Origin of the sequence: Achromobacter veterisilvae (assembly GCF_037619525.1) — a bacterium.
GTDB classification, from domain to species: Bacteria; Pseudomonadota; Gammaproteobacteria; order Burkholderiales; family Burkholderiaceae_B; genus Achromobacter; species Achromobacter veterisilvae.
Genome location: NZ_CP148753.1, coordinates 5,673,913 through 5,695,699, shown reverse-complemented (window position 1 = coordinate 5,695,699; position 21,787 = coordinate 5,673,913). Strand labels below are relative to the sequence as shown.

The window sequence follows — 21,787 nt, the reverse complement described above, 5'->3', positions numbered from 1 at the left end:
CCGAGTCCGCCCGGGCGCGATGCCCGAAGCCGCGCTTCGCGCCGGGGGGGCAGTTGTGTTTGACCGTAGGGGAAGTCCGTTGAGAACCGAATCGTTCAGCTTCGAAGGTACAGAGGTCCAATATCTGCGCGCCGGCCAGGGCCGGCCGCTGCTGTTGTTGCACGGCTCCGGGCCGGGGGCATCCAGTATCGGCAATTGGAAGGCCGTCATGGAGCCGTTGGCCAGCAAGTACGAGGTCTTCGCAATGGACCTGATTGGCTTTGGCGGCAGCGGCCGAAAGCCTGCCGCGCCGTTTTTCGACTACGAACTCTGGGTGCGGCAGGCCGCCGCGATGCTCGATCTCATTCCCGCCGAACGCGCGGGGGTGATCGGCCATTCGCTGTCCGCTTCGATCGCGCTCACGGTGGCCGCGCGGTCGTCCAAGGTGGCGGCGGTGATGACCACGGGCGCAATGGGCGCCAGGTTCGATCTGAAGGACGGCACCGCGCGAACCTGGACCTGTCCGCGTAACCGGGAAGAACTCCGCAAGGCGATCGGCGGGCTGATCCACGATACGTCCGGAATTGGCGAGGCCTATTACGAGGCGCGTGAAAAGGTCATCTACGCCGAAGGCTACGCCGACTATTTCGATTCAATGTTCGGCGGCGACAAGCAGCAATACATCGATGCCGCGGTCGTCGCGAAGCCGACACTTGAACGCATTGCGCAACCGGTGCTGATGCTCCACGGCAGGGACGACGAAGCCTTTCCCATGTCGTCGACGATCGAGCTGGCCGGCGGCCTGGCGACCGCGGATGTCGTGTTGTTGAGCGAATGCTCCCACTCCGTCGCCGTCGAGCGCACCGCTACGTTCCTGGCACTGGCGTCGGATTTCTTCCGCCGCCATCTGGACAACGAATGAAAGTAAAGGGGAATCCATGAACAAGAAAGGCTACTTGCTCAAGGGCAGGGTCATCGACGGGACGCTCGATGCGCCCATTGAACGCGGAATCGTCGTGACCGAAGGAGAGCACATTGCCTGGGTAGGCGAGTCCGGGGCATTGCCGGCCCACTTCGCGGCCCAGGACTATGAGGTGGTGGAATTGCCCGGCCGGTCGATCATGCCCGGCTTGATCGACGGCCATACGCATATTTCTTTCGGCGAGTCGCGCTCCGAAGAAGAGAATGCGCTGTACTCGCCGGTCGAGTTCCGTTCGATCAAGGCCATCTATAACGCCAAGAAGATACTCCAGGCGGGAGTGACCAGCGCATTCGACGCCGCCACCACCTACGCGGTGGCGCAGGCGGTGCGGGACGCCATCGAGAGCGGCATGTTTCCCGGGCCGCGCTACACGGTGTCCGGCCGGCAGATCACCAATCATCAAGGCCTGGAGGACGCGTTTCCCAGCGAGATGGCGTTCCCGCCGGGCCAGGCTGCCGTGCTGGTCAAGACCCGGGACGACCTGGTCGAGGCGGTACGGCTGCAAGTGAAGGACTGCGTCGATGCCATCAAGGTTTCCGGATCCAACGACAACCTCATCACGCCCGATTCGGCGGACGTGTCCGCCTTCACGGTCGAAGAACTGAAAATCATCGCCGACGAGACCCATCGGCTCGGCAAGATCTGTAGCATCCATGCGCGCTCCAGGATATCCGCGCGCGACGCCGCCCTGGCGGGTTTCGACAACCTGTTCCACGCGTCGTATATCGATGAAGCCGGCATCGAGGCCTGCCTGAAGTCCGGCAGCGTTATCACGCCGACGCTGACGCTGCTGGTCAACCTCATCGAGGCCAACCAGGCCAGCGCCGGCGCTTCGGGGGCCGCGGCGTTCCAGCGCGAGGTCGACGCCGCCCGCAAGAACCTGCGCCAGGCCTATGACGCCGGCGTGCCGCTACTGGCCGGCAGCGAGAGCGGTTGGTCCCCCGTGCCTTACGGCCAATGGCACGCGCGCGAGATGGAAATATTCGTCAAGCTGTTGGGACTGACGCCGTTGCAGGCCATTCATTCAAACACCTTGGCCGTGACCCGGCTTCTCTCGCCGCGCTACCGCGACAAGGTCGGCAAGCTAGAGAAAGGGCGCTATGCGGACATCCTGGTCCTGCCTGGCGACCCGACCAAGGACATCACCCTGCTTCAGCGTCCCGGCGAGTTCGACTACATCTTGCAAGGGGGAAAGCCGGTGGACAGAATCGCCCCGAATCCGCGCCGCAGGATGTGGTACGAGCGCACCAAGACCTTCTTGTCCGGACTGTACGTCTACGACGAGGCGAACCGGCGCGGCAACTTTCTTCCCGAATAAAACCCGACAACTCTCCTCATCTGGAGGTCGTATGAAGATGTTTGGCTATGGTTTCAAGCGTTTTCCGGCGGTTCTGGGCGCCGTCCTGGCCGCAATGGCGGTTCTGGGCGTAGGTATGAATGCCGCCACGGCGGCGGAAGCCGACCGGCTGAAGGGGCTGGTCGAGCCGCTGAAGGCCGACAAGCCGTTCACCTTGGGGGTGACGCTGGTTCACCTGCAGGATGATTTCTGGAAGGGCATCGCGTATGGCATTCAAGACGAAGCCAAGCGCAGCGGCGTCAATGTGCTGCAGGTTTCCGTCGCCGGCGCATACGGCAATGTGCGGGAACAGTTCGCCCAACTGGAAAGCCTGAAGGCGCGGGGCGCCGACTATGTCGTCGTCGGCGCCGCAAGCTTCGATGGCTATGACGCCATGTTCAAGAACCTGCGGGAGGGCGGGACGAAGGTGCTGGCCGCGGGCATCCCGGTAAACAGCCCCAATGTCGCCTTCGGCGTGGGCCAGGATGAGGGCGCGATCGGGATCGCGCTGGCCAAGGCGCTGTGCGCGGTAAAGCCGAACTCGACCACGCTGCCCATTCCGGGCCCGGCCGGCGCGGAATGGGCGCGGCTGCGGTTCGAGGCGTTTCAAGGCGAGGCCAAGAAGTGCCCGGGCATGACCGTCAAGCCGGGGGCGTTCGGCGGCTCGCTGGACCTTGCCTATGGCATGTCCCAGGCTTCCGACCTTCTGCTGCGGGATCCCGGCGCGGATTTCATCTACACCCCGGTGATCTCGCTGGGCATGGGCGCGGTGCAGGCGGTTCGCCAGCAGCGCAAGAACGTCAAGGTCGTGTCGAGCGCCATCGTCCGTGAAGCGATTCCTCTGGTCAAGGACGGGCGCATGCTGGCCGTGGCGTCGGAGCCTGGAATCCTGATGGGACGCCTTATCGTCCAATATGCGATCCGGGACCGCGAAGGCAAACCGATGCCGAACATGGTCAAGGACGGTTCGCTGAAGTATCCGCATCTGCTGACGCCTCCGGTCGTCATCACGCCCGAGAACGTCTCGAAATACGCGTTCGATGAATACGACATTCCGCCGAAGGGCTGGAACATCACGTCGTCGCAATGAGCTGCGTTCGATCAACCGGTCCGGATTAGGCAAGGGGCGCATATGCAAGGCGAACAACGCGAGGCGGCCGGGCCGGTGCCGGCAATCGATCATGCGCAAGCATTGGTGTCACTGAAAGGTGTCTCCAAGCGATTCGGCGCCACGCTGGCATTGAACCAGGTGTCGATCGACTTCCATCCCGGCGAGATCCACTGCGTGCTGGGGGAAAACGGGGCGGGCAAGTCGACCATCGGGAAGATAATCGGCGGCCTGTACGCGCCCGACGAGGGCACGCTGGAAGTCGGCGGGGGCGGCGTCGCGTTCAAGACCATCAAGGATTCGCGCGCGCGCGGGCTGGCCATGGTGTTCCAGGAGCTTTCGCTGGCACCGGACCTGTCGGTCCGCGCGAATCTGCGCCTGGGCTCGCAGAAGGCGGGAGGGCCGTTCAGCCTGCTGCGCCATGCCGAGGAAACGGAGGAGGCCCGTGCCGTGCTCGTCAGCCTGGGTTGCGAACTGGATGTGGAGATCCCGGTCAGGGAGCTGTCCGTCGGTTCGCAGCAACTGGTGGAAATAGCCAAGGCGCTGCTTCAGGCGCCTACCCTGTTGATCCTGGACGAGCCCACGGCCATGCTGGGCGCCGCGGAAAAGGGAAACCTCTTCAAAGTGCTGCGCGGCCTGCGCGATGCGGGGAAATCCCTGGTGCTGGTCACGCACCATGTCGACGACGTCGTGGAACTGGCCGACAGAGTCAGCATCATGCGCAACGGCAGCCTGGTCGATTCGTTTCTCATGCATCCGGGCCTGGACGCCAACCATATTCTGGAAAGATTGACGGGCGGCAAGCTGCCCAAGGCGACGCCGACGGATGGCCGCCAGGAACACAGTGAAGAAGTGCTCCGGATTGACGGCCTGCGCAGGCGTTGCGGCGCCCCGGAGTCCATCGGGGTGCGGCGTGGAGAAATCATAGGACTATACGGGGTGGTCGGCTCCGGCGCCGAGCGGCTGATTCATGCGTTGTCGGGGGCTGCGCGTTGCAGGGAGTTCCAATTCGAACTGGCGGGGCGGCGCTTCGATCCCCGGGATCCCGCGGATGCGGCAGCTTGCGGCGTTTCGTACTTGCCCGCCGGCCGGGCCAGCAACGGCATTTTTCCCTCGCTCTCGATTCGGGAGAACCTGTGCCTGTCCATGCTGGACAGGCTCGGCCGGTATGGCTTTGTCTCGAGCAATGCCGAGCGTGCGGAGACGTCGAGGACCTTGAGCCATTTCGGAGTCAAATACGCCGACATGGACTTGCCGATCACGGGCCTGAGCGGAGGCAACCAGCAGAAGGTCCTGATGGCCAGAGCGATGGCGCGGGCGCGCCACGTCCTGGTGTTGGAGGAACCTACCGCGGGCATCGACATCAGTGCCAAGCTCAGTCTGCACGATCGCATACGGGATCTGGCGCAATCCGGCGTCTGCGTCGTGTTGCTCTCCAGCGATCTCATGGAAACGATCCAGTTGTGCCACAGCGTGCTGACTTTCTACGAAGGCAGGGTGGCTCAACGGTATGAAAACCCGACGCTGGGCGACCAGGCGGAGATAGTCGCGGACGTGCTCGGCCAGAACTCGGCCGCGCACTGAGCAGGCGCGGCGCCGCCACGGCGCCGGGTGCGAGACCGGTGAACCCACTATATAGAGATATCCAGAATGCAAGGTCTAAGGATGGAATTCGGCAATGGCGGCAGGGCGGGAACCGGAAAGCCGAGGCAGATCGGCTCGAGCTTGATGTTGCCCATATTCATCGTAATCATGGCCGTGGGGACGTCGCTCGTGGAGCCGAAGTTCGCTTCGCTCGACAACCTGCGCAACCTCGCCACGCAGATGATGCCGCTGTTGATACTGGCGGTCGGCCAGGCCTTCGCGATCATCAGCGGCGGGCTGGACCTGTCGCTGGCGGCGGTCATGTCCCTGGCCGGCGTCGTCGGCGTATTGACGATGGAGCAATACGGCCCGGTCGCGGGTGTCGCGGTGATGTTGGGCACGGGTGTAGCCGTGGGCTCGCTCTCCGGGGCCATCATCGCCTGTTTCAGGGTCAGTCCGCTGGTGGTGACCCTGGGCATTCTTTCGGTCGCCCAGGCCACGGCCCTGATTCTCTCCAGCGGCGTTCCGATCTACAACATCAACCCCGCCTACGCGGACACCATCGGCTATGGGGCGTTGCTGGGCATTCCTTCCACGGTCTGGATCGGGGTGATCTGCGCGGCAACCGCTGGACTGGTCCTGCGCCACACCGTTTTCGGCCGCCATGTGTATGCCGTCGGTTCCAGCCTGTCGGCCGCGACCAAATCGGGCATCAACGTCAAGATGACCACGATCTTGACCTATGCGGCCAGCGGCCTGTGCGCCGCGATCGGCAGCGTGGTGTTGACCGCGTGGGTCGGGTCGGCGCAACCGGTGGCGGCGCCGAATCTGACGCTGGAGTCGCTGGCCGCCGTCGTGCTGGGCGGCGTGGCGCTGACCGGGGGCGCGGGCGGCATACGCCAGGTGGTATACGGTGTGGTGATACTGAGCATGCTGTCCAACATCATGAATATGGTCGGAGTGTCCGCCTATTATCAGACGCTGGTCATCGGCGTGGTCATCATCCTGGCGGTCATCCTGGACCGCCTGCGCACCGCCGCGGCGAGATAAGAGTGATCAGGGCGTGATGCGCGTGATCTTGGAGCCTTCCAGCCCCATGCCCGCCGGCAGCGACGAGGCCGGCCTTGTAGGTCTTGGGAAACACCGGTATCGCCACCGCTTTCTCGCCCAGTTCATGCGAACTGACTGCGGCTCGCTGATCCGCTTGGGTTTCATGGCCACCCTCCAGTTTTGAACTGTCCAAATTACGGGGGAAGGTCAGGAACATGGTGGCCGAGGCCGGCGAGGCCCATGCGCGCATAGCCGGGGAGCTGGCCCGGCCGATGCGCGCCTGACGGGCGGCTACCAGCGGTAGCGCACCTGGGCCACGACCACGCGGCCTGGGCCGTAGAAGCACGCGCTGACGGCGGCGCACGTCGTCAGGTAGCGGCGGTCGAACAGGTTGTTCACGTTTAGCGACACCCGCGCGCCCTTGAGCTGCGAGCTCAGCATTCCCAGGTCGTATTGCAGGGCGGCGTCCACCAGCGTGTACGACGGCGTTTTCAGGGTGTTGGTGCTGTCGCCATAGGACGTGCCTACGTAGCGGACCCCGCCGCCGATGCGCAGGCCGGCGAGCGGCCCGCCGCCGATCGTGTAGTCCGCCCACGCCGACGCCTGGTGGCGCGGAATCAGCGGCTGCTGCTTGCCGAGGGTGGCCGTGTTGCTGCGCGTAATTTCCGACGTGGTGTAGGCGTAGGTCGTGATCAGGTTCAGGCTGTCGGTCAGGCTTGCGCGGCCCTCGAATTCCAGGCCCTTGACCTCGACTTCGCCGGTCTGCTCATTGAAGTTGCCGCAGGTGCCGGGATAGAGCGCGCAGTTGCGGTGCTCGATGTCCGGCGTCAACACGTTTTCCTGCGTCAGATGGAAGGCCGACACCGTGATCAGGCTGTTGGAGTTGTGCGGCTGGTACTTCACGCCCACTTCGTACTGGCGGCCCTTGGTGGGCTCGAACGGCGTTCCGCCATAGCCGGTGCCGGAGACGGGCTCGAACGACGTTGAATAGCTGGCGTACGGCGCCAGGCCGGACTCCGCCAGGTACGTCAGGCCCATCCGGCCGGTGAAGACGTTGTCGTCGGAGGTGGTCTTGACGTTGGTCATGCGGTTGCGGTTGGTCTTGTCGGTCCAGTCATAGCGACCGCCCATCGTCAGCAGCCAGCGCTCGAGCTTGACCTGGTCCTGCAGGTACAGGCCGATCTGGTGCTGCTCTTCGTAGCCGTCGACCACCTTCGCGCCGCGGCCGATGTCGCGATAGACCGGGTTGTAGATGTCGATGGTGGGCCCGACGCCGCCGTGCACCGTCTGGTCCAGCGTTGCGCGCTTGTAGTCCAGGCCCAGTAGCAGGTCGTGGCTGAGCGCGCCGGTCTGGAATTTGGCCTGCGCCTGATTGTCCAGTGTGAAGAACGACTGATAGCGGTCGACGTCCCACTGGTAGCGCGACAACGTGCGGTAGTCGCTGGGAAGCTGCGTGACGGGGTTCATGATCAGGCCCGTGCCGTAGACGGAATAGGCCGTGACGTCCACGTCGGCATAGCGCAGGTTCTGCCTGACGGTGAGCTTGTCGTTGAAGTGATGCTCGAAGAGATAGCCAATCGACCGGTAGTAGCGCTTGAACTTGTCGTGGTCGGGCTCGTCGACGTTGCGGTCGCGCGGGATGTCGCCGTACGGGTTCTTGTACAGCGTGCCCCAGGCCGGCAGGTACATCACCGACACGTCCGCGTCGTCGCGCTGGTACTGCCCCAGCACGGTCAGGCTGGTGGCGGCGGAAGGCTTCCAGGTGAAGCTGGGCGCCACGTAATCGCGGTCGTCGCGCGCGTAGTCCACCTGCGTGTCGCTGTTGCGCTTGAGCGCGGTCAGGCGGTAGAGAAACTTGCCTTCCTCGTCGATCGGGCCGCTGAAGTCCGCGGCCACCTGGCGGCGATCGAAATTCCCGCCTTCCAGGGCGATTTCGCGCAGCGGCTCCGCGGTCGGGCGCTTGCTCACCATGTTGATGATGCCCCCGGGCGGGTTCTGCCCATACAGCACGGACGAGGGACCCCGCAGCACTTCGATGCGCTCCAGGCCGTAGGGCTCGATGCGCGACCCCTGTCCGGCGGCGCCATAGGGCAGCATCATGCCGTCCAGGTAGTAGTTCGGCTCGAAGCCGCGGATGTAGATCTTGTCGCGTTCGGTGCCCGCGCCCAGGATTTCGCTGCGGATGCCGGGCGTGTAACGCACGGTTTGTTCGAGGTTGGTGGCCCCCTGCACGTCCATCTGGTCGGGGGTGATGATGCTCAGGGATTGCGGCGTTTCAAGCACGCTGACGTCCGACTTGGTGCCCGTGGCGCTGCGTCGAGCGACCATGCCGTCCACCGGGCCGGTGGCTGATTCCACGCGGCCCGTCACCGAGATCGGCGATAACGTCGTGACGCCGCCCGGCGCCGCGGCCGGAACGATCGTGACGCTGTTGCCGCTGATCTGGAAAGTCAGTTGGGTACCGGCCAGCAGGCGGCGCAGCGCATCGTCCGGGGTCAGACGGCCCGACACCGCCGGCGCGTAGCGGCCGCGCACGGTTTCGGGTAGGTAGAAGATCACCAGCGACGCCTGTTCGCCCAGTTGGATCAGCGCATCGCCCAGCGGCTGCGCCGTGATGCTGATCTGCACGGGCGCCGTCTGCGCCACGGCGTCGCGAGGCATCGCGCCCCACGCTAGCGCCAAGGAAATCGCCAGGGCGCCGCATGCGCCGTGCGCCGAGGCGCGCTGCTTGTCTTGCTTGTTCATCATCAGTAGAGAAAATCCCGTTCAACTGCCCGCGCATTTAGCGCCCGATACCCTTGGCCTAAGGTTGCTTTCAGGGTCGAGATCGGCTTGCGACGTCCCCCTTCAATGCCTAGACGCCGCAGATGGGGGAAAACCGGAATGATTCTCGATAGATAGTTTGAAACAAAATAATTCATACCCGACGCGCAGGGAATGGGCATGCAATGCGACCGCCGGAACGAATCCCTGAAAGGAATAAGGAGGAGCGGTGCTCAGCGCGGGACCAGGACGGCGCTGCCGTCGCCGAGGTAGAGCACGGTCACAGGCGCAATCTGTGGCAGCACGTTTAGGACGGATTCTGGCTCATCGATGGGCAAGGTGCCCGCCACGCGCAACTGCGCGAGCTTCCGGTCGCGTATCCGCAGCGGATTGCGCAGGTAGCGGTTCAGTTCCGCCGCCACCTGCGCCAGGGGCGTATCGCGGAACACCAGCCGGCCACGCTGCCACGCGGTGACTGCCGCCACGTTTTCCTGGTGCGGCGCGGCCAGCGCGGCCCCGGGTGTGTACTGCGCCACATAGCCGGCAGTTAGGAGGCGGGTCGTCCTGTTCCACCAAGACCCGGCGGAAAACGCCACGCTGCCCTCGTCCACCGCCAGCGCCACGGTATCGCCGTCGCGCCGGACATTGAAGCGCGTGCCCGTCACCACGACCTGCGCGTCCCCCGCTTGCACCGTGAAAGGCCGAGCGGCGTCGGGGTCGACGGTGAACAGGGCTTCGCCCGCCAGCAGTTCCACCTGGCGGTGGTCCGTGTACAGCACGACGCGGACCTGCGTATCCGTGTTCAGCTCCAGCAGGGACCCGTCCGGCAAGGCGACGCGCTTGCGTTCGCCGCGAGCCGTCGTCAGCGTCTGGCTGAATTCCGGCGTGGGCGACCATAGCCGGGGGCCTAGTACGCCAGCGGCAAGCGTCAAGGCACAAGCGGTCGTCAACCCCATGGCGAATCGGCGGCGACGCGGGTGCGCAGGCATGCCATCGGACTGCGCCAGGATGCCGCGCATCTCATCGTCCGGCAGGCCATCCGCCACGCGCCACAGGGCCTGCATCGACTGGTACTGCCGCAGGTGTTCGGGGTCGGCGGCCAGCCAGGCGTCGCGCGCCTGGCGTTCATCCGCATCCAACGCGCCCAGGCGTTCGCGCGCGAACCAGTGTGTGGCCTGGTCGCGGGCCGTGCTGGAAGGATCCGGGCGGGAATCAGTGCGGGGCATGATCTTGCAACCGGTCGTGGATGTGGGTTAACGCGCGCTTCATGTGCTTTTCGACTGTGCTTTGCGTCAACCCGAGTTTCTGTGCAATCTCGGCCTGCGTGTAGCCCTCAAGCTTGTTCCACAGGAACACTTGCTGGCATTTCAGCGGCAATTCGGCCAGCGCAGACTTTAGCGCATCGGCCAGTTGCGCGGTCCGGATCGCGGACTCGGGATCTGTCTGCACGGGATGCTCGGCGTCCGGCAGCCCCTCAAGGCTGATCACCTCGCGCCGCGACTGGCGCCGGAATTCTCCATTCAACCGATTCTGGCTGGCGCCATAGAGGTAGGCCTTCGGATCCAACACGGCGGCGTCGCCATTGCGCAACATGTTCGTCACCACGTCGTGCGCGGCGTCTTCCGCATCGTGCCGGCTGGCGCTGCGCCGCGTCCACGTCCCGATCAGCTCGCGATAATGCGCGAGCCAACCTTTTTCGGATGGCGGATGGCGGGGCATGGAACGGCAGGAGGCTGTTGCAGGGGGACCAGGCCGGCATTATCAATCATGATTCTCATTACAGCAATAACATGGCCGACGATCCGTGGCACTAGGGCCTGTTAACACTAAAAGGAGCCTCGCACTGGCCCTAGTCCGCGCGACGGATTTCGATTCCGAGAGCCGGTTCCCCATAGACGCAACATGGCTTTCCATGGGTGTGCGCAATCGTTTCATGTGCAATTGAACTTGGCGTCCGTATCTGGCCGAAATCGGCCACTGGCCGCAAACGCCTCCGTGTCATTAATGCAAAGCACGACGTTTCCCACTCTGGCAATTCCCTGCCGACAACCGAGTGCCTCGAGCAGCTTGCGTCTCATCCTCAGTGCACGTACGAGGTGGCCAAAATCCGCGGCCTAAGACTGTTGCGCCGGTTTAATCGCGCTTATCGCGAAGTTCGCCTTTCTTCAACCTTCAGGCCGTTCATCTGCGCAGAAGAAGAGAAGATGTCCGCGCAATGGCTGGTGTTGCCCGCCAAAGCCGAAAGGCGAACTTCAACGAAAAAGGCGAACTTTATTCCTGCTTCACAGGGTTTCCCCTAAATCAAATTTCCTTGCGGAAAATCAATGTTCTATAGGACACTTTGTGTCATGGCGGAATCGATCCGCGACACAAAGGGGAACGAAGATGATGTTTCGGGGCATGGCGGGCGCATTGGCGCTGGCGGCGGGGATGGCGGGCGGCGGGGCCCAGGCGGCGTATCCGGAGCGGCCGATCCGGCTGGTGGTGCCGTTCGGCGCGGGCGGGATCACGGACATCGTCGCGCGCCAGGTGGGCAAGGGCATGGGCGACGCGCTGGGGCAGGGCATCGTGGTCGAGAATCGCCCGGGCGCGGGCGGGGTGATCGCGGCGCAGTTGGCCGCCACCGCGCCGGCGGACGGCTATACGATCTTCATGGGCACGGTGGGCACGCAGGTAGTGAACCCGTTGATCTACAGCAAGCTCGGCTACGACGCGGACAAGTTCGCGCCCGTGGGCATGGTGTCCGGTTCGCCGTACCTGCTGGCGGTGCGGGCGGGCGTGCCGGCGGCCACGTTCGGCGAATTCGTGGCCTACGCCAAGGCGCATCCCGCGAAGCTGAATTTCGGCTCGGCGGGCAACGCGAGTTCGCCGCACCTGGGTCTGGAACTGTTGAAGCTGACGGCGGGCGTGGACATCGTGCACGTGCCGTTCAAGAGCGGCAGCGAGGCGGTGAACGCCGCGATCGGCGACCAGGTGGACGTGGTGATGGACGCCAGCCCCGTGATCATGCCGCACGCGGCGTCGGGCAAGTTGCGCGCGCTGGCGGTGGCCGCAGACAAGCGCCTGCCGTCCGCGCCTGGCGTTCCGGCCGCGGGTGAAGTGGGCGATGCCGGCCTGCAGATCAGCTCCTGGAATGCGTTCTTCGCGCCGGCGGGCACGCCGCCCGCCGTGCTGGAAAAGCTGAGCGCCGCCTTGCAGAAGACCTTGTCCTCGGCGGAGCTGAAGGACCGGCTGGCCTCGCAGGGCACGCAACTCTACACGGGGACGCCCGGCGAGTACCAGCGCTTCATCGCCGGCGAGAAGGCCAAGTGGGCCGAGATCGTGAAGCGCGCCAACATCAGGATGGACTGACGATGGGCCGGACACCTCACCCCCTGGCGGGCAAGCCGCTGGAACTGGCCGACACGCTGCGTTCGGGCAACGCCTGGAAGATCCGGCTGGCCTGCGGCTATATGGGCCTGCCGATCGCGCGGCGCACTTTCGACATTGTCCAGGGCGACCTGGAGACGGAGGCGTTCGCGCGCATCAATCCATGGCGGCAGGTCCCCGCCCTGCTGACCCCGGAAGGGGAATGGCTGGCGGAGTCGCAGGCCATCCTCTGGTATCTGGGGCAGGGCACGCCGTGGCTGCCCGCCGACCGCCTGGCGCAGGCGCGGGTCAGCAGTTGGCTGAGCTTCGAGCAGACGCAGCATATGCACGCCTTCGCGCAGCCGCGCCTGCTGATCCATTTGCGCCGGACGGCGCGGGCGGACGATCCGGCCATGCGGGCATGGCGCGAGACCGGCATGAAGGCGGCGGCATGGATGGACGCGCACCTGGCGGGCCGGACCTACCTGGTCGGGACGGCGCCCACCATCGCCGACATCGCGCTGTTCCCCTACACGAGCATGGCGGCCGAAGGCGGCTACGACCTGTCCGGCTTTGCCCATATCGACGCCTGGCTGGCGCGCATGCGCGCCTTGCCGGGTTTTACGCCGTTGATTGAAACGGCATGAGCGACTCAATCCGATGGAGAAATGATGGCTGATACGATGCACCTGGGAAAAGACGAACTGATCGCGCGGGCGAAGGCCGAGATGCAGCGCCAGTTCGAAACGCCCGACTGGAGCCTGCGCGAACGCCTGGCGCTGACCTGCCGCATCCTGTTCGACGGCGGGCACGATTCGGGCCTGGCCGGGCAGATCACGGCCCGCGCGCCGGAGCCGGACCGCTATTTCACGCAGCGGCTGGGCCTGGGCTTCGACGAGATCACCGCCAGCAACCTGCTGCTGGTGGACGAGGACCTGCGCGTGCAGGAAGGCGGGGGCATGCCCAATCCGGCCAACCGCTTCCATTCCTGGATCTATCGCGCGCGCCCGGACGTGAACTGCATCATCCACACGCATCCGCTGCATGCGGCGTCCCTCTCCATGCTGGAAGTGCCGCTGGAGATTTCGCACATGGACAATTGCCCGCTGTACGGCGACGTGGCCTTCCTGAAGGATTGGCCGGGCGTGCCGGTGGGCAACGAGGAAGGCGAGATCATTTCGGCGGCGCTGGGGGCCAAGCGCGCTATCCTGCTGTCGCACCACGGCATGCTGGTCGCCGCCGGGTCGGTGGAAGAGGCCTGCGTGCTGGCGCTGCAGTTCGAGCGCGCGGCCCGCATGCAGCTTCTGGCCATGGCCGCCGGCAAAATCCAGCCGATCCCGCCGGCGCTGGGCCGCGAGGCCCACGACTGGATCCTGACACCCAAGCGTTCGCAGGTGGGCTTCTCGTACTACGCGCGGCGGGCGCTGCGGGCGCATCCGGACGTTCTGTCCTAAGTCATGGAAGAGGCGGGAGCGGCTCGACGGCCGGGCCGGTTTAGGGCATTCTTAGCGGTTGTATTGTCGCAACCCCCTTCTCCATGATCGACCTGCCGCACCGCTTGCGCGCCCTGCGCCGCCAGCAAACCCTGTCCCTGGAACAGTTGGCGCAGCGCACCGGATTGACCAAGAGCTACCTCTCGAAGCTGGAGCGCGGCTTGAGCGAACCGTCCATTTCCACCGTGCTGAGGCTGGCCGAGGCCTATGGCCTGGGCGTGTCCCAGTTGGTGGGGTCGGACGACGCCGCCCAGGAAGAGGTCGTCAGCGTGGTCCGCGTCGCCGACCGCGAGGCGCTTCAGCGCCGGGGCCTGGGGAGCGAATACCATTACGAATCGCTGGCCGGGCGCCGCAAGGTCAAGGCGATGGAGCCCTTCGTGGTGCATCCGCCGCGCGAATTTCCCGATGCCGCCGCCGTGTTCCCCCATCCCGGCGAGGAATTCCTGCTGGTGCTCAAGGGCGCCATCGAGGTGCAGGTGGGCGAACGCCAGTTCCGCCTGGAAACCGGCGATTCGGTCTATTTCGATTCGGAACTGCCCCACCGCATGCGCACCGTCAGCCGCGCCATGGCCGAAGTGCTGGTGGTGGCGGCGCACTGAGCCCGCGCCGGCGCGCCGCATAATGCCCATACAGATACAGGAACTGTCTTCACATGAAAAATGACCAATCGCGGCTCGTCCGCATCGATGCCGGCCCCATGAAGAACCCGGTGCCCGGCAAGCCGCGGCGCCCGATTTCAGGCGACGCGGCGTTCCGCACCGTGACCGCCTTCGAGGGCAACGGCGGCAAGGCCGAGGCCGGCGTATGGGAAAGCACCGCGGGCGTCTTCCAGTCCAACACCACCGGCTATATCGAGTTCGGCTACATCGTCGAGGGTTCGGCCCGCCTGGTCGACCCGGACGGCACCGTGCATGAACTGACCGTGGGCGAGGCTTTCGTCATGCCCGAGGGCTATACCGGCCGCTGGGAAGTGGACCAGTTCGTCAAGAAGATCTATTTCATCACCCGCATGGCGTAGAGCCTGGCGCGCGCGAAGGCGCCGCCTCCCAGGAGCAAGCGATATGACCGCAATTCCCGCTGCCCCCGCGCCGGGCGCGGCGCTGCCCGCCGTCACCGCGCAGGTGGACGTTATTTCCATCCAGTCCCAGGTCGTCTATGGCTACGTCGGCAACAACGCCGCCATGCCCGTCTTCCGCAAGGCGGGTTTGCGCGCGATCGCGGTGCCCACCGTCATCCTGAGCAATACGCCGCACTATCCGACCCTGCACGGAGGCGCGACGCCGCTGGACTGGTTCCAGGGGCTGCTGCAGGGGCTGGACGAGCGCGGCGTGACGCGGGTGGCGCGCGCGGTGGTCTGCGGCTACCTGGGCCAGCCCGGGCAGGCCGATCTTCTGGCCGGCTGGCTGCCCGCGCTGCGCGCCGCGCGGCCCGGCCTGAAGGTGCATATCGATCCCGTCATGGGCGACCGCAACGACGGCCTATACGTGGACGAAGGGCTGGTCGCGCAATACCGCGGCCTGCTGGTGCCGCTGGCCGACGGCATGACGCCCAATCATTTCGAACTGGAACTGCTGGTGGGCCGGGCCCTGTCGTCCATCGACGAGGTGGTGGCCGCCGCGCGCGAGCTGATCGCGCTCGGACCCGATTGGGTCGTGGTGACCAGCGCCGCGCCCATGGCGGCCGCGCCGGGCACGCTGCAATTGGTGGTGGTGACGCGGGACGAGGCCACCGTGGTGACCCATCCCGAAATCGCCATCCCGCCGTCGGTGCATGGCACGGGCGACGTGTTCATGGCCAGCGTGACGGCCCGGCTGCTGAATGGCACGGACCTGGTCCAGGCCGCGCGCGAGGCGGCCGCCCAGGTCACCGTCGCGCTGGAGCGCACCCGCGAACTGGCCTGGGAAGAGCTGGCCGTCGACGAATAAGAGGTTTACGGCACCAGCGACAGGCCGATGCGGAACTGCGATTCGTTGCGCTGGTTGTAGCCCAGCAGCGTTTCGCCGTATCCGTTGAAGTACTGCAGGTGCAGGTAGCCGTTCATGTTCAGCCACGTGCGCCGCAGCGGCCAGGCGAAATCCAGTTGCGTGGTGCGGCGCTTCTGGTCGCCCTGGCGGTACAGGGCCGAGACGACGGCGCCGTTGTCCTGGGCCCAGCGCAACTGCCAGTCGACGTGGCCGGCATAGTCGGAGTAATCGCGGTTCTCGTCGGCCACGCTGAAATAGGCCTTGACCCTGGGCGCGAAGGTAAGCGTGCTGCCGCCGTCGAAACGGTAATGGAAGCGCGGCTCGATGTAGCCGTCGTTGAGCGAGCGAGAATCGTCGCCGTCCTTGCCGTTCGAGTTGTGCTCGACCCCGGTGTTCATGCCGAAGCGCCAGTTCTGGCTGGCGGACGACCAGATATTGTCGGACAGCCAGAAGGCGCTGGGGTTGAACGTCGTGTCGATGAAGGGCATGGAGTCGCCCTGCAAGTCCCACAGCGAGGTCTGGGTATAGGCCAGGTAGAAGTTCTCGTCCCAGGTCGGCGGCTGGCCGCCCGCGGGGCTGAAGAGGCGGTACTTGGCGCTGATCTGGAAGCGGGCGGTGGTCTGTCCGCGGGTGCCGATGTCGAAATACACCGGTTTGTATTCGGAGATGGAACTGCGGAAGCGGTCGAACGCGGTCTGCTGCTGCACGGTGGGCACGGCGCTGGCGTCGGGCGACGGGCCGCCTTCCGGCGACGCGCCGACCGCGGTGACGGCGGCCACGGGCACGGGTTCGCCGCTGCGCGCGTCCACCACCGGCCCCTGGGCGGGCGTGCTGGCCAGCGTGCCGCTGTCGCGTCCCGTGGCGTCCAGCGCCATCATCGCGGGCTGGCCTTCGATGGATACGGCTTGCAGGCCATGCGCCGTGGCCGGCACGATGGCCGTCCACGCCATGCGCGCGAAGTTGTTGACCGGCACGCTAAAGCTGGCGGGGCCGCCGCGCAGCTTGGCCAGGCTGCGCACGATCTGGCCGTCCTGGCCGCGCCATTGCAGCACCAGTTCGGGCGGCGCTTCCCAGTTGACGCGGGCGGTGTCTTCGTTGAAGTACACCGCCTCGATGGTGACGGTTTCGCCGGGGGCGGCCGAGGGGCGGTCCAGCCGGTACGACACGCCCGCGGCGGCGGTGCCCGCGACGCTCATGGCGAGGGCGGCGGCCAGGGCGCGCAAGGGCGGGACGGGGCGTGCGGGACGGCTTGTAGACATTGGGACGTAACCTGGTTTTGTGACGAGGAAATGTAGCACCGACCACGGAAACAATTTGTAAGGCAGGCTAATCGTATGTAGAAAGCGCAAGTCCCCGCGCACCGGGGCGATGCGCGGGGACTTGCCGGCCGGGCCCCCGGAGGGGGCTATTCGCCGAACTTGATGCCCTGGGCCAGCGGTAGCTGGCGCGAATAGTTGATCGTGTTGGTCGCGCGGCGCATGTAGTTGCGCCAGGCGTCCGAACCCGATTCGCGGCCGCCGCCGGTTTCCTTTTCGCCGCCGAAGGCGCCGCCGATTTCGGCGCCCGAGGTGCCGATGTTCACGTTGGCGATGCCGCAGTCGGATCCCGCCGCCGACAGGAAGGTCTCGGCTTCGCGCAGATCGTTGGTGAAGATGGCCGACGACAGGCCCTGCGGCACGCCGTTCTGCATCGCCAGCGCCTGGCTGAAATCGGTGTAGCGCATCACGTAGAGGATGGGCGCGAAGGTTTCGTGGCAGACCACGTCCGTCTGGCCGGGCATCTCGGCGATGGCGGGACGCACGTACCAGGCGTCGGGGTATTCGCCGGCCAGCACGCGTTCGCCGCCGGTGACCGTGCCGCCTTGTTCGCGCGCCGCCTTCAGCGCGGCCTGCATGGCGTCGAACGAGCCGCGGTCGATCAACGGGCCGACCAGCGTGGCGCCGTCCAGCGGATTGCCGATGGGCGCGCTGGCGTAGGCCTTGTGCAGGCGCCGCACCAGGTCGTCGGCCACGCTTTCGTGCACGATCAGGCGGCGCGTGCTGGTGCAGCGCTGGCCGGCGGTGCCGATGGCGCCGAACACGATGCCGCGGGCGGCCATGTCCAGATCGGCGGTGGGGCCGACGATGATGGCGTTGTTGCCGCCCAGCTCCAGCAGGACGCGGCCGAAGCGCTGCGCCACGCGCGGGCCCACCTGGCGGCCCATGCGGGTCGACCCGGTGGCCGACACCAGCGCCACCGCGTGCGAATCCACCAGCGCCTCGCCGACGTCGCGGCCGCCGATCAGCACTTCGGACAGGCCGGCGGGCGCGTCGCCGAAGCGTTGCGCGGCCAGGGCGAAGAGGGCCTGGCAAGCCAACGCGGTCAGCGGCGTTTTCTCGGACGGCTTCCACACCACGGCGTTGCCGCAGACCAGCGCCAGCGCGGTGTTCCAGGACCACACGGCGACGGGGAAGTTGAAGGCGCTGATCACGCCGACCACGCCCAGCGGGTGCCAGGTTTCCATCATGCGGTGGCCGGGGCGCTCGGACGCGATGGTCAGGCCGTACAACTGGCGCGACAGGCCGACGGCGAAATCGCAGATGTCGATCATCTCCTGCACTTCGCCTTCGCCTTCGGCGACGATCTTGCCCGCTTCCAGGCTGACCAGGCGGCCCAGTTCGCGCTTGTGCTGGCGCAGGATGTCGCCGAACAGGCGCACCAGTTCGCCGCGGCGCGGCGCCGGGACGTCGCGCCAGGCCAGGCTGGCCTGGCGCGCGCGCGTGATGGCCGAATGGGCCTGCGCGACCGTGTGTTCATGGACCCGCGCCAGTTCGGCGCCGTCGATCGGGCTGCGCGCGCTCAGTGTTCCGCCGGTCAGCGACTCCGGGTTGAGCCCGAGCGCGCGCAAGATGTCTTGGGGGGTATCCATGCCGGTTCCTTCGCTTAAGGGTTATGCCTAAGTGGCTAGTCTGGAAAAAAATTTACTATACGAAACTCCAGCCTGAAATGCGAAACCTTTTTGATCGCCCCTCTTGCGCACGAATGCGCGGAGGCAGCCAGTCGCCAGGCACGCGCCAGTGTCCGGCGCCCACACTAATCCAGGGTGAAACCGTGGCGGAACCGTTGTTGGTTGTCCAGGCAGTCACCAAGACCTATCAGCGCGACGGGCAGGCCCCGCACCGGGCGCTGGACGGCATCGATTGTCACCTCGGCCGCGGCGAGGTCATGGTGGTGGTCGGGCCGTCCGGCTCCGGCAAGAGCACCTTGCTGCGCACCCTGAACGGGCTGGAAAGCATCGACGGCGGCGCCATCCGCGTGGACGGCGTGTCGCTCACCGACCCCGCCACCGACGTCAACCGCTGGCGCACCGAGGTCGGCATGGTGTTCCAGCATTTCAACCTGTTCCAACACCGTACCGCGCTGGACAACGTCGCGCTACCCCAGCGCGTGGTGCGGGGGCGGGGCCGGGCGGAGGCCGAACGCTATGCCCGCGAACTGCTGGGCCGCGTCGGCATGGCCGACTACGGCGACCGCTATCCCAGCCAATTGTCCGGCGGCCAGCAGCAGCGCGTGGCCATCGCCCGCGCGCTGGCCATGGATCCCAAACTGATGCTGTTCGACGAAGCGACCTCGGCGCTCGATCCGGAAACCGTGGGCGGCATCCTCGAACTGATGCGCGCCCTGGCGCGCGACGGCATGACCATGGCGGTGGTGACCCACGAAATGGGCTTCGCCCGGGACGTGGCCGACCGCGCGTTGTTCATGGATGCCGGCCGCATCGTGGAAACGGGCACGCCCGACGAGGTGTTCTGCCATCCCAAGGAAGCGCGCACCCGCGCCTTCCTGGAGAAGATTCTGTAGTCCCAGCAGCAAAGAAGCAACGAAACGGGCTGTCCGCGCGCGGCGCGGCTTCCCGGAGTAACCAGGCCGGTCCGGCTTATCCGGGCGCTGCCGGCGCGATGTGCTTTGCCCGGAATGACATGGGTCCATTCACCACAAGGGGTTAGACATGCTGAAAATCAAACAATGGCTGGGCGTAGCCGGCTTCGCCCTGGCGGCGGCGGCCGTTGCCGCGCCGGCGCAGGCGGACGAACTGTCGGACATTCTCAAGCGCGGCGAGCTCCGGGTCGCCGTGCAGACCTCGGGGCCGCTGATGAGCTTCATGGACAAGACGGGCAAGCGCACCGGGCTGGCCGTGGAAGTGGCCAAGCGCATGGCCGACGACCTGGGCGTGAAACTGGTGCTGCAGGACTACGAGTGGAAAGGCCTGATCCCGGCGCTGCTGTCCGGCAAGGCCGACATGGTGGCGGCCGACATGACGCCCACGCCGCAGCGCGCGGCCCAGGTGCTGTTTTCCGCGCCGATGTTCTACGCCGACACCGTGGCCGTCGTGCCCAAGGATTCGCCCTACAAGTCCTACGGCGAACTCGACAAGGAAGGCGTGACCGTGGGCGTGCTGGGCGCCAGCACCTATGCCGAAGTGGGCAAGAAGATGCTGCCCAAGGCCACCATGAAAGAGTTCTCGGGCGGCAGCGCGCCGGTGGGGCAGGCCCTGTCCAGCGGCCGCCTGGACGCCGGCATCATGTCGCTGTCCACCGCCAACCAGTTCCTGGTCGACTTCGGCAACCTGCGGGTGCTGGACGGCATCATGGTGCGCGAGCCCCTGGCCTTCGCCGTCGGCCCCAACGCCTTCCGCCTGAAGTTCTGGCTGGACAACTGGCAGACGCTGAAGACCGCCGACAACACGCTGCCCGAGCAGGTGAAGTACTGGTACTCCACCGACTGGAAGAAAGACCACTGAGCCCATGGACTGGCTGATCGATTTCTATAACTGGCGCATCGTCAGCCAGTACGCGGGGCAGTTCGCCACGGGCCTGGGCAACACGCTCATCGCGGCGGGAGCGAGCCTCGTCCTGTCGGTGGTCGCGGGCGTTCCGATCGCGCTTGCCCATATGTCGCCGCGGGGGGCCGTCTGGCGTCCCGTGGCGGCCTATGTGCAGTTCATCCGGTCCACGCCGCTGCTGGTGCAGATCTACCTGGTCTATTACGCGGTGCCCATGCTGGTCCCGGGCGCCAAGGGCTGGAGCGAGATGCTGCTGGGCATCATCGCGATGACGCTGCACCACGCCGCCTACATGAGCGAGATCATCCGCGTGGGGATCGAATCCGTGCCCCGGGGCCAGATCGAGGGGGCGAAGGCCTGCGGCATGAACTACCGCCAGCGCCTGCGCTACGTCGTGCTGCCGCAGGCCTTCGCCAATACGCTGCCGCCCCTGCTGGGCCAGACCGCCGTGCTGATCAAGGACACCTCGCTGTTGTCGCTGATCACGGTGTTCGAACTGGTCGCCGCGGGCGTGCAGATGAACAGCGACCGCATCGTGCCCAACGAAAGCTTCCTGACCATCGCGGCAGGCTATCTGCTGATCTATGGCGTCATGCTGCTGTTGTCCCGGAGCGTGAGCCTGTGGCTGGCCGGTCCGGCCTGGAACGCGAGGTAAGCATGCTGGATTCCTATCTTTCCACCGCCGGCGTCGTGCTGCCGTTCCTGCTGAAGGGCTTCTGGGAAACCCTGAAGATCTCCTTCGTGGCGATCATCGCCGGATCCCTGCTGGGCTTCGTCATCGGCGTGATCCGCAGCTATCGCATCCGCGGCGTGCACCAGCTCCTGGGGCTATACATCCACATCCTGCGCGGCACGCCGTTCCTGGTGCAGCTCTATATCTTCTACTTCGTGCTGCCCAGTTCCGGCATCGAGATGCTGCATTGGGATTCCGGCACGGCGGCCTTCGTGTCGCTGTCGGTCTACACGTCCTGCTACGTGGCCGAGATCGTCATGGGCGCCATCCAGGCCGTGCCGCGCGGCCAGACGGAAGGCGCGATGACGCTGGGCCTGAAACCCTTCCAGATCCTGCGGCTGGTCGTCCTGCCGCAGGCCATGCGCCTGATCGTGCAGCCGATGAGCGGCGTCTACGTCATGCTGATCAAGAGCACCGCCATCCTGTCCGTAGTGGGCATCACCGAACTGACGCGGCAGGGCGAGGTGTTCATCATCACCTTCCCCGCCAAATCGCTGTTCATCTACGGCATGATCGCGGCCATCTATTTCATCTACTGCTACCCGCTGCTGCGCCTGGCCAACTGGCTCGAGAAACGGCTGACCGGCGGCCTGCAGGGCGCAAGCCTGCACTGACACGGAGCATC

General features: G+C 65.9%; 20 protein-coding genes. 15 read left to right on the top strand and 5 right to left on the bottom strand.

The annotated features are described in order from the left end of the window. The first annotated feature begins 79 nt into the window (after nucleotides 1–79). The 5 genes from WHX56_RS26485 to WHX56_RS26465 all read left to right on the top strand — a co-directional run bounded on the left by WHX56_RS26485 (nucleotide 80) and on the right by WHX56_RS26465 (nucleotide 6,039). Nucleotides 80–901: an alpha/beta fold hydrolase gene (locus WHX56_RS26485; RefSeq protein WP_338879428.1), complete on the top strand. Its 822-nt coding sequence runs from the start codon at nucleotides 80–82 to the stop codon at nucleotides 899–901. A gap of 16 nt (nucleotides 902–917) precedes the next feature. Next, nucleotides 918–2,279 carry a metal-dependent hydrolase family protein gene (locus WHX56_RS26480; RefSeq protein ID WP_129241131.1) on the top strand — a complete coding sequence of 454 codons (1,362 nt, stop codon included), beginning with the start codon at nucleotides 918–920 and terminating at the stop codon, nucleotides 2,277–2,279. A 31-nt stretch (nucleotides 2,280–2,310) separates the two neighbouring features. Next, complete coding sequence (locus WHX56_RS26475) at nucleotides 2,311–3,387, top strand: substrate-binding domain-containing protein (RefSeq protein ID WP_338879427.1); 1,077 nt, start codon at nucleotides 2,311–2,313, stop codon at nucleotides 3,385–3,387. 42 nt (nucleotides 3,388–3,429) lie between these two features. After that, complete coding sequence (locus tag WHX56_RS26470) at nucleotides 3,430–4,989, top strand: sugar ABC transporter ATP-binding protein (protein WP_338879426.1); 1,560 nt, start codon at nucleotides 3,430–3,432, stop codon at nucleotides 4,987–4,989. A gap of 144 nt (nucleotides 4,990–5,133) precedes the next feature. Next, entirely contained in the window at nucleotides 5,134–6,039 is a 906-nt protein-coding gene (locus tag WHX56_RS26465; RefSeq protein WP_244235025.1) for an ABC transporter permease, read from the top strand. 291 nt (nucleotides 6,040–6,330) lie between these two features. On the opposite strand, the gene WHX56_RS26460 is transcribed toward WHX56_RS26465, so the two are convergent. From WHX56_RS26460 to WHX56_RS26450, 3 genes are all read right to left on the bottom strand, one after another. Beyond that, nucleotides 6,331–8,787 carry a TonB-dependent siderophore receptor gene (locus WHX56_RS26460; protein ID WP_338879425.1) on the bottom strand — a complete coding sequence of 819 codons (2,457 nt, stop codon included), beginning with the start codon at nucleotides 8,785–8,787 and terminating at the stop codon, nucleotides 6,331–6,333. Nucleotides 8,788–9,035: 248 nt separating this feature from the next. Then, complete coding sequence (locus tag WHX56_RS26455) at nucleotides 9,036–10,028, bottom strand: FecR family protein (protein WP_338879424.1); 993 nt, start codon at nucleotides 10,026–10,028, stop codon at nucleotides 9,036–9,038. Next, the gene (locus WHX56_RS26450) at nucleotides 10,015–10,521 is read right to left on the bottom strand and encodes an RNA polymerase sigma factor (RefSeq protein ID WP_062684209.1); all 507 of its coding nucleotides are present in this window, start codon (nucleotides 10,519–10,521) and stop codon (nucleotides 10,015–10,017) included. The genes WHX56_RS26455 and WHX56_RS26450 overlap by 14 nt, the downstream gene beginning before the upstream one ends. A 666-nt stretch (nucleotides 10,522–11,187) precedes the next feature. Here WHX56_RS26450 and WHX56_RS26445 point away from each other — a divergent pair. The 6 genes from WHX56_RS26445 to pdxK all read left to right on the top strand — a co-directional run bounded on the left by WHX56_RS26445 (nucleotide 11,188) and on the right by pdxK (nucleotide 15,568). Next, a complete protein-coding gene (locus WHX56_RS26445; protein WP_338879423.1) occupies nucleotides 11,188–12,153 on the top strand; it encodes a tripartite tricarboxylate transporter substrate binding protein in 966 nt (321 codons plus the stop codon). Between the two features lie 2 nt (nucleotides 12,154–12,155). Then, nucleotides 12,156–12,797: a glutathione S-transferase family protein gene (locus WHX56_RS26440; RefSeq protein ID WP_129241140.1), complete on the top strand. Its 642-nt coding sequence runs from the start codon at nucleotides 12,156–12,158 to the stop codon at nucleotides 12,795–12,797. Between the two features lie 24 nt (nucleotides 12,798–12,821). Then, complete coding sequence (locus tag WHX56_RS26435) at nucleotides 12,822–13,604, top strand: aldolase (RefSeq protein WP_129241272.1); 783 nt, start codon at nucleotides 12,822–12,824, stop codon at nucleotides 13,602–13,604. Between the two features lie 83 nt (nucleotides 13,605–13,687). Next, nucleotides 13,688–14,242 (top strand): helix-turn-helix domain-containing protein, encoded by a 555-nt coding sequence (locus WHX56_RS26430; RefSeq protein ID WP_129241141.1) that lies wholly within the window; start codon nucleotides 13,688–13,690, stop codon nucleotides 14,240–14,242. Nucleotides 14,243–14,295: 53 nt separating this feature from the next. After that, a complete protein-coding gene (locus tag WHX56_RS26425; protein ID WP_129241142.1) occupies nucleotides 14,296–14,661 on the top strand; it encodes a cupin domain-containing protein in 366 nt (121 codons plus the stop codon). Between the two features lie 43 nt (nucleotides 14,662–14,704). Further along, nucleotides 14,705–15,568 (top strand): pyridoxine/pyridoxal/pyridoxamine kinase, encoded by an 864-nt coding sequence (gene pdxK / locus WHX56_RS26420; protein WP_338879421.1) that lies wholly within the window; start codon nucleotides 14,705–14,707, stop codon nucleotides 15,566–15,568. Between the two features lie 5 nt (nucleotides 15,569–15,573). Here the strand turns inward: pdxK and WHX56_RS26415 are convergent, their stop codons facing one another. Together WHX56_RS26415 and WHX56_RS26410 are read right to left on the bottom strand one after the other, a co-directional pair. After that, nucleotides 15,574–16,866 (bottom strand): phospholipase A, encoded by a 1,293-nt coding sequence (locus tag WHX56_RS26415; protein WP_129241144.1) that lies wholly within the window; start codon nucleotides 16,864–16,866, stop codon nucleotides 15,574–15,576. A 146-nt stretch (nucleotides 16,867–17,012) separates the two neighbouring features. Continuing rightward, nucleotides 17,013–18,515, bottom strand: coding sequence for an aldehyde dehydrogenase family protein (locus WHX56_RS26410; RefSeq protein WP_338879420.1), 1,503 nt, complete (start codon nucleotides 18,513–18,515; stop codon nucleotides 17,013–17,015). Between the two features lie 182 nt (nucleotides 18,516–18,697). On the opposite strand from WHX56_RS26410, the gene WHX56_RS26405 reads away from it, so the two are divergent. From WHX56_RS26405 to WHX56_RS26390, 4 genes are all read left to right on the top strand, one after another. Then, nucleotides 18,698–19,447 carry an amino acid ABC transporter ATP-binding protein gene (locus WHX56_RS26405; RefSeq protein WP_338879419.1) on the top strand — a complete coding sequence of 250 codons (750 nt, stop codon included), beginning with the start codon at nucleotides 18,698–18,700 and terminating at the stop codon, nucleotides 19,445–19,447. Nucleotides 19,448–19,595: 148 nt separating this feature from the next. After that, nucleotides 19,596–20,387 carry an ABC transporter substrate-binding protein gene (locus WHX56_RS26400; protein ID WP_129241147.1) on the top strand — a complete coding sequence of 264 codons (792 nt, stop codon included), beginning with the start codon at nucleotides 19,596–19,598 and terminating at the stop codon, nucleotides 20,385–20,387. Between the two features lie 4 nt (nucleotides 20,388–20,391). Continuing rightward, nucleotides 20,392–21,084, top strand: a complete 693-nt coding sequence (locus WHX56_RS26395; RefSeq protein WP_338879418.1) for an amino acid ABC transporter permease — start codon at nucleotides 20,392–20,394, stop codon at nucleotides 21,082–21,084. Nucleotides 21,085–21,086: 2 nt separating this feature from the next. Beyond that, nucleotides 21,087–21,776 (top strand): amino acid ABC transporter permease, encoded by a 690-nt coding sequence (locus WHX56_RS26390; RefSeq protein ID WP_287755625.1) that lies wholly within the window; start codon nucleotides 21,087–21,089, stop codon nucleotides 21,774–21,776. The last annotated feature ends 11 nt before the right edge of the window (nucleotides 21,777–21,787 follow it).

Bases quoted from the DNA above. Each gene is read 5' to 3' on its own strand.
- WHX56_RS26480 (WP_129241131.1), top strand. From the start codon at position 918: ATGAACAAGAAAGGCTACTTGCTCAAGGGCAGGGTCATCGACGGGACG.
- WHX56_RS26475 (WP_338879427.1), top strand. From the start codon at position 2,311: ATGAAGATGTTTGGCTATGGTTTCAAGCGTTTTCCGGCGGTTCTGGGC.
- WHX56_RS26470 (WP_338879426.1), top strand. From the start codon at position 3,430: ATGCAAGGCGAACAACGCGAGGCGGCCGGGCCGGTGCCGGCAATCGAT.
- WHX56_RS26465 (WP_244235025.1), top strand. From the start codon at position 5,134: ATGTTGCCCATATTCATCGTAATCATGGCCGTGGGGACGTCGCTCGTG.
- WHX56_RS26460 (WP_338879425.1), bottom strand. From the start codon at position 8,787: ATGATGAACAAGCAAGACAAGCAGCGCGCCTCGGCGCACGGCGCATGC.
- WHX56_RS26455 (WP_338879424.1), bottom strand. From the start codon at position 10,028: ATGCCCCGCACTGATTCCCGCCCGGATCCTTCCAGCACGGCCCGCGAC.
- WHX56_RS26450 (WP_062684209.1), bottom strand. From the start codon at position 10,521: ATGCCCCGCCATCCGCCATCCGAAAAAGGTTGGCTCGCGCATTATCGC.
- WHX56_RS26445 (WP_338879423.1), top strand. From the start codon at position 11,188: ATGATGTTTCGGGGCATGGCGGGCGCATTGGCGCTGGCGGCGGGGATG.
- WHX56_RS26440 (WP_129241140.1), top strand. From the start codon at position 12,156: ATGGGCCGGACACCTCACCCCCTGGCGGGCAAGCCGCTGGAACTGGCC.
- WHX56_RS26435 (WP_129241272.1), top strand. From the start codon at position 12,822: ATGGCTGATACGATGCACCTGGGAAAAGACGAACTGATCGCGCGGGCG.
- WHX56_RS26430 (WP_129241141.1), top strand. From the start codon at position 13,688: ATGATCGACCTGCCGCACCGCTTGCGCGCCCTGCGCCGCCAGCAAACC.
- WHX56_RS26425 (WP_129241142.1), top strand. From the start codon at position 14,296: ATGAAAAATGACCAATCGCGGCTCGTCCGCATCGATGCCGGCCCCATG.
- pdxK (WP_338879421.1), top strand. From the start codon at position 14,705: ATGACCGCAATTCCCGCTGCCCCCGCGCCGGGCGCGGCGCTGCCCGCC.
- WHX56_RS26415 (WP_129241144.1), bottom strand. From the start codon at position 16,866: ATGTCTACAAGCCGTCCCGCACGCCCCGTCCCGCCCTTGCGCGCCCTG.
- WHX56_RS26410 (WP_338879420.1), bottom strand. From the start codon at position 18,515: ATGGATACCCCCCAAGACATCTTGCGCGCGCTCGGGCTCAACCCGGAG.
- WHX56_RS26400 (WP_129241147.1), top strand. From the start codon at position 19,596: ATGCTGAAAATCAAACAATGGCTGGGCGTAGCCGGCTTCGCCCTGGCG.
- WHX56_RS26395 (WP_338879418.1), top strand. From the start codon at position 20,392: ATGGACTGGCTGATCGATTTCTATAACTGGCGCATCGTCAGCCAGTAC.
- WHX56_RS26390 (WP_287755625.1), top strand. From the start codon at position 21,087: ATGCTGGATTCCTATCTTTCCACCGCCGGCGTCGTGCTGCCGTTCCTG.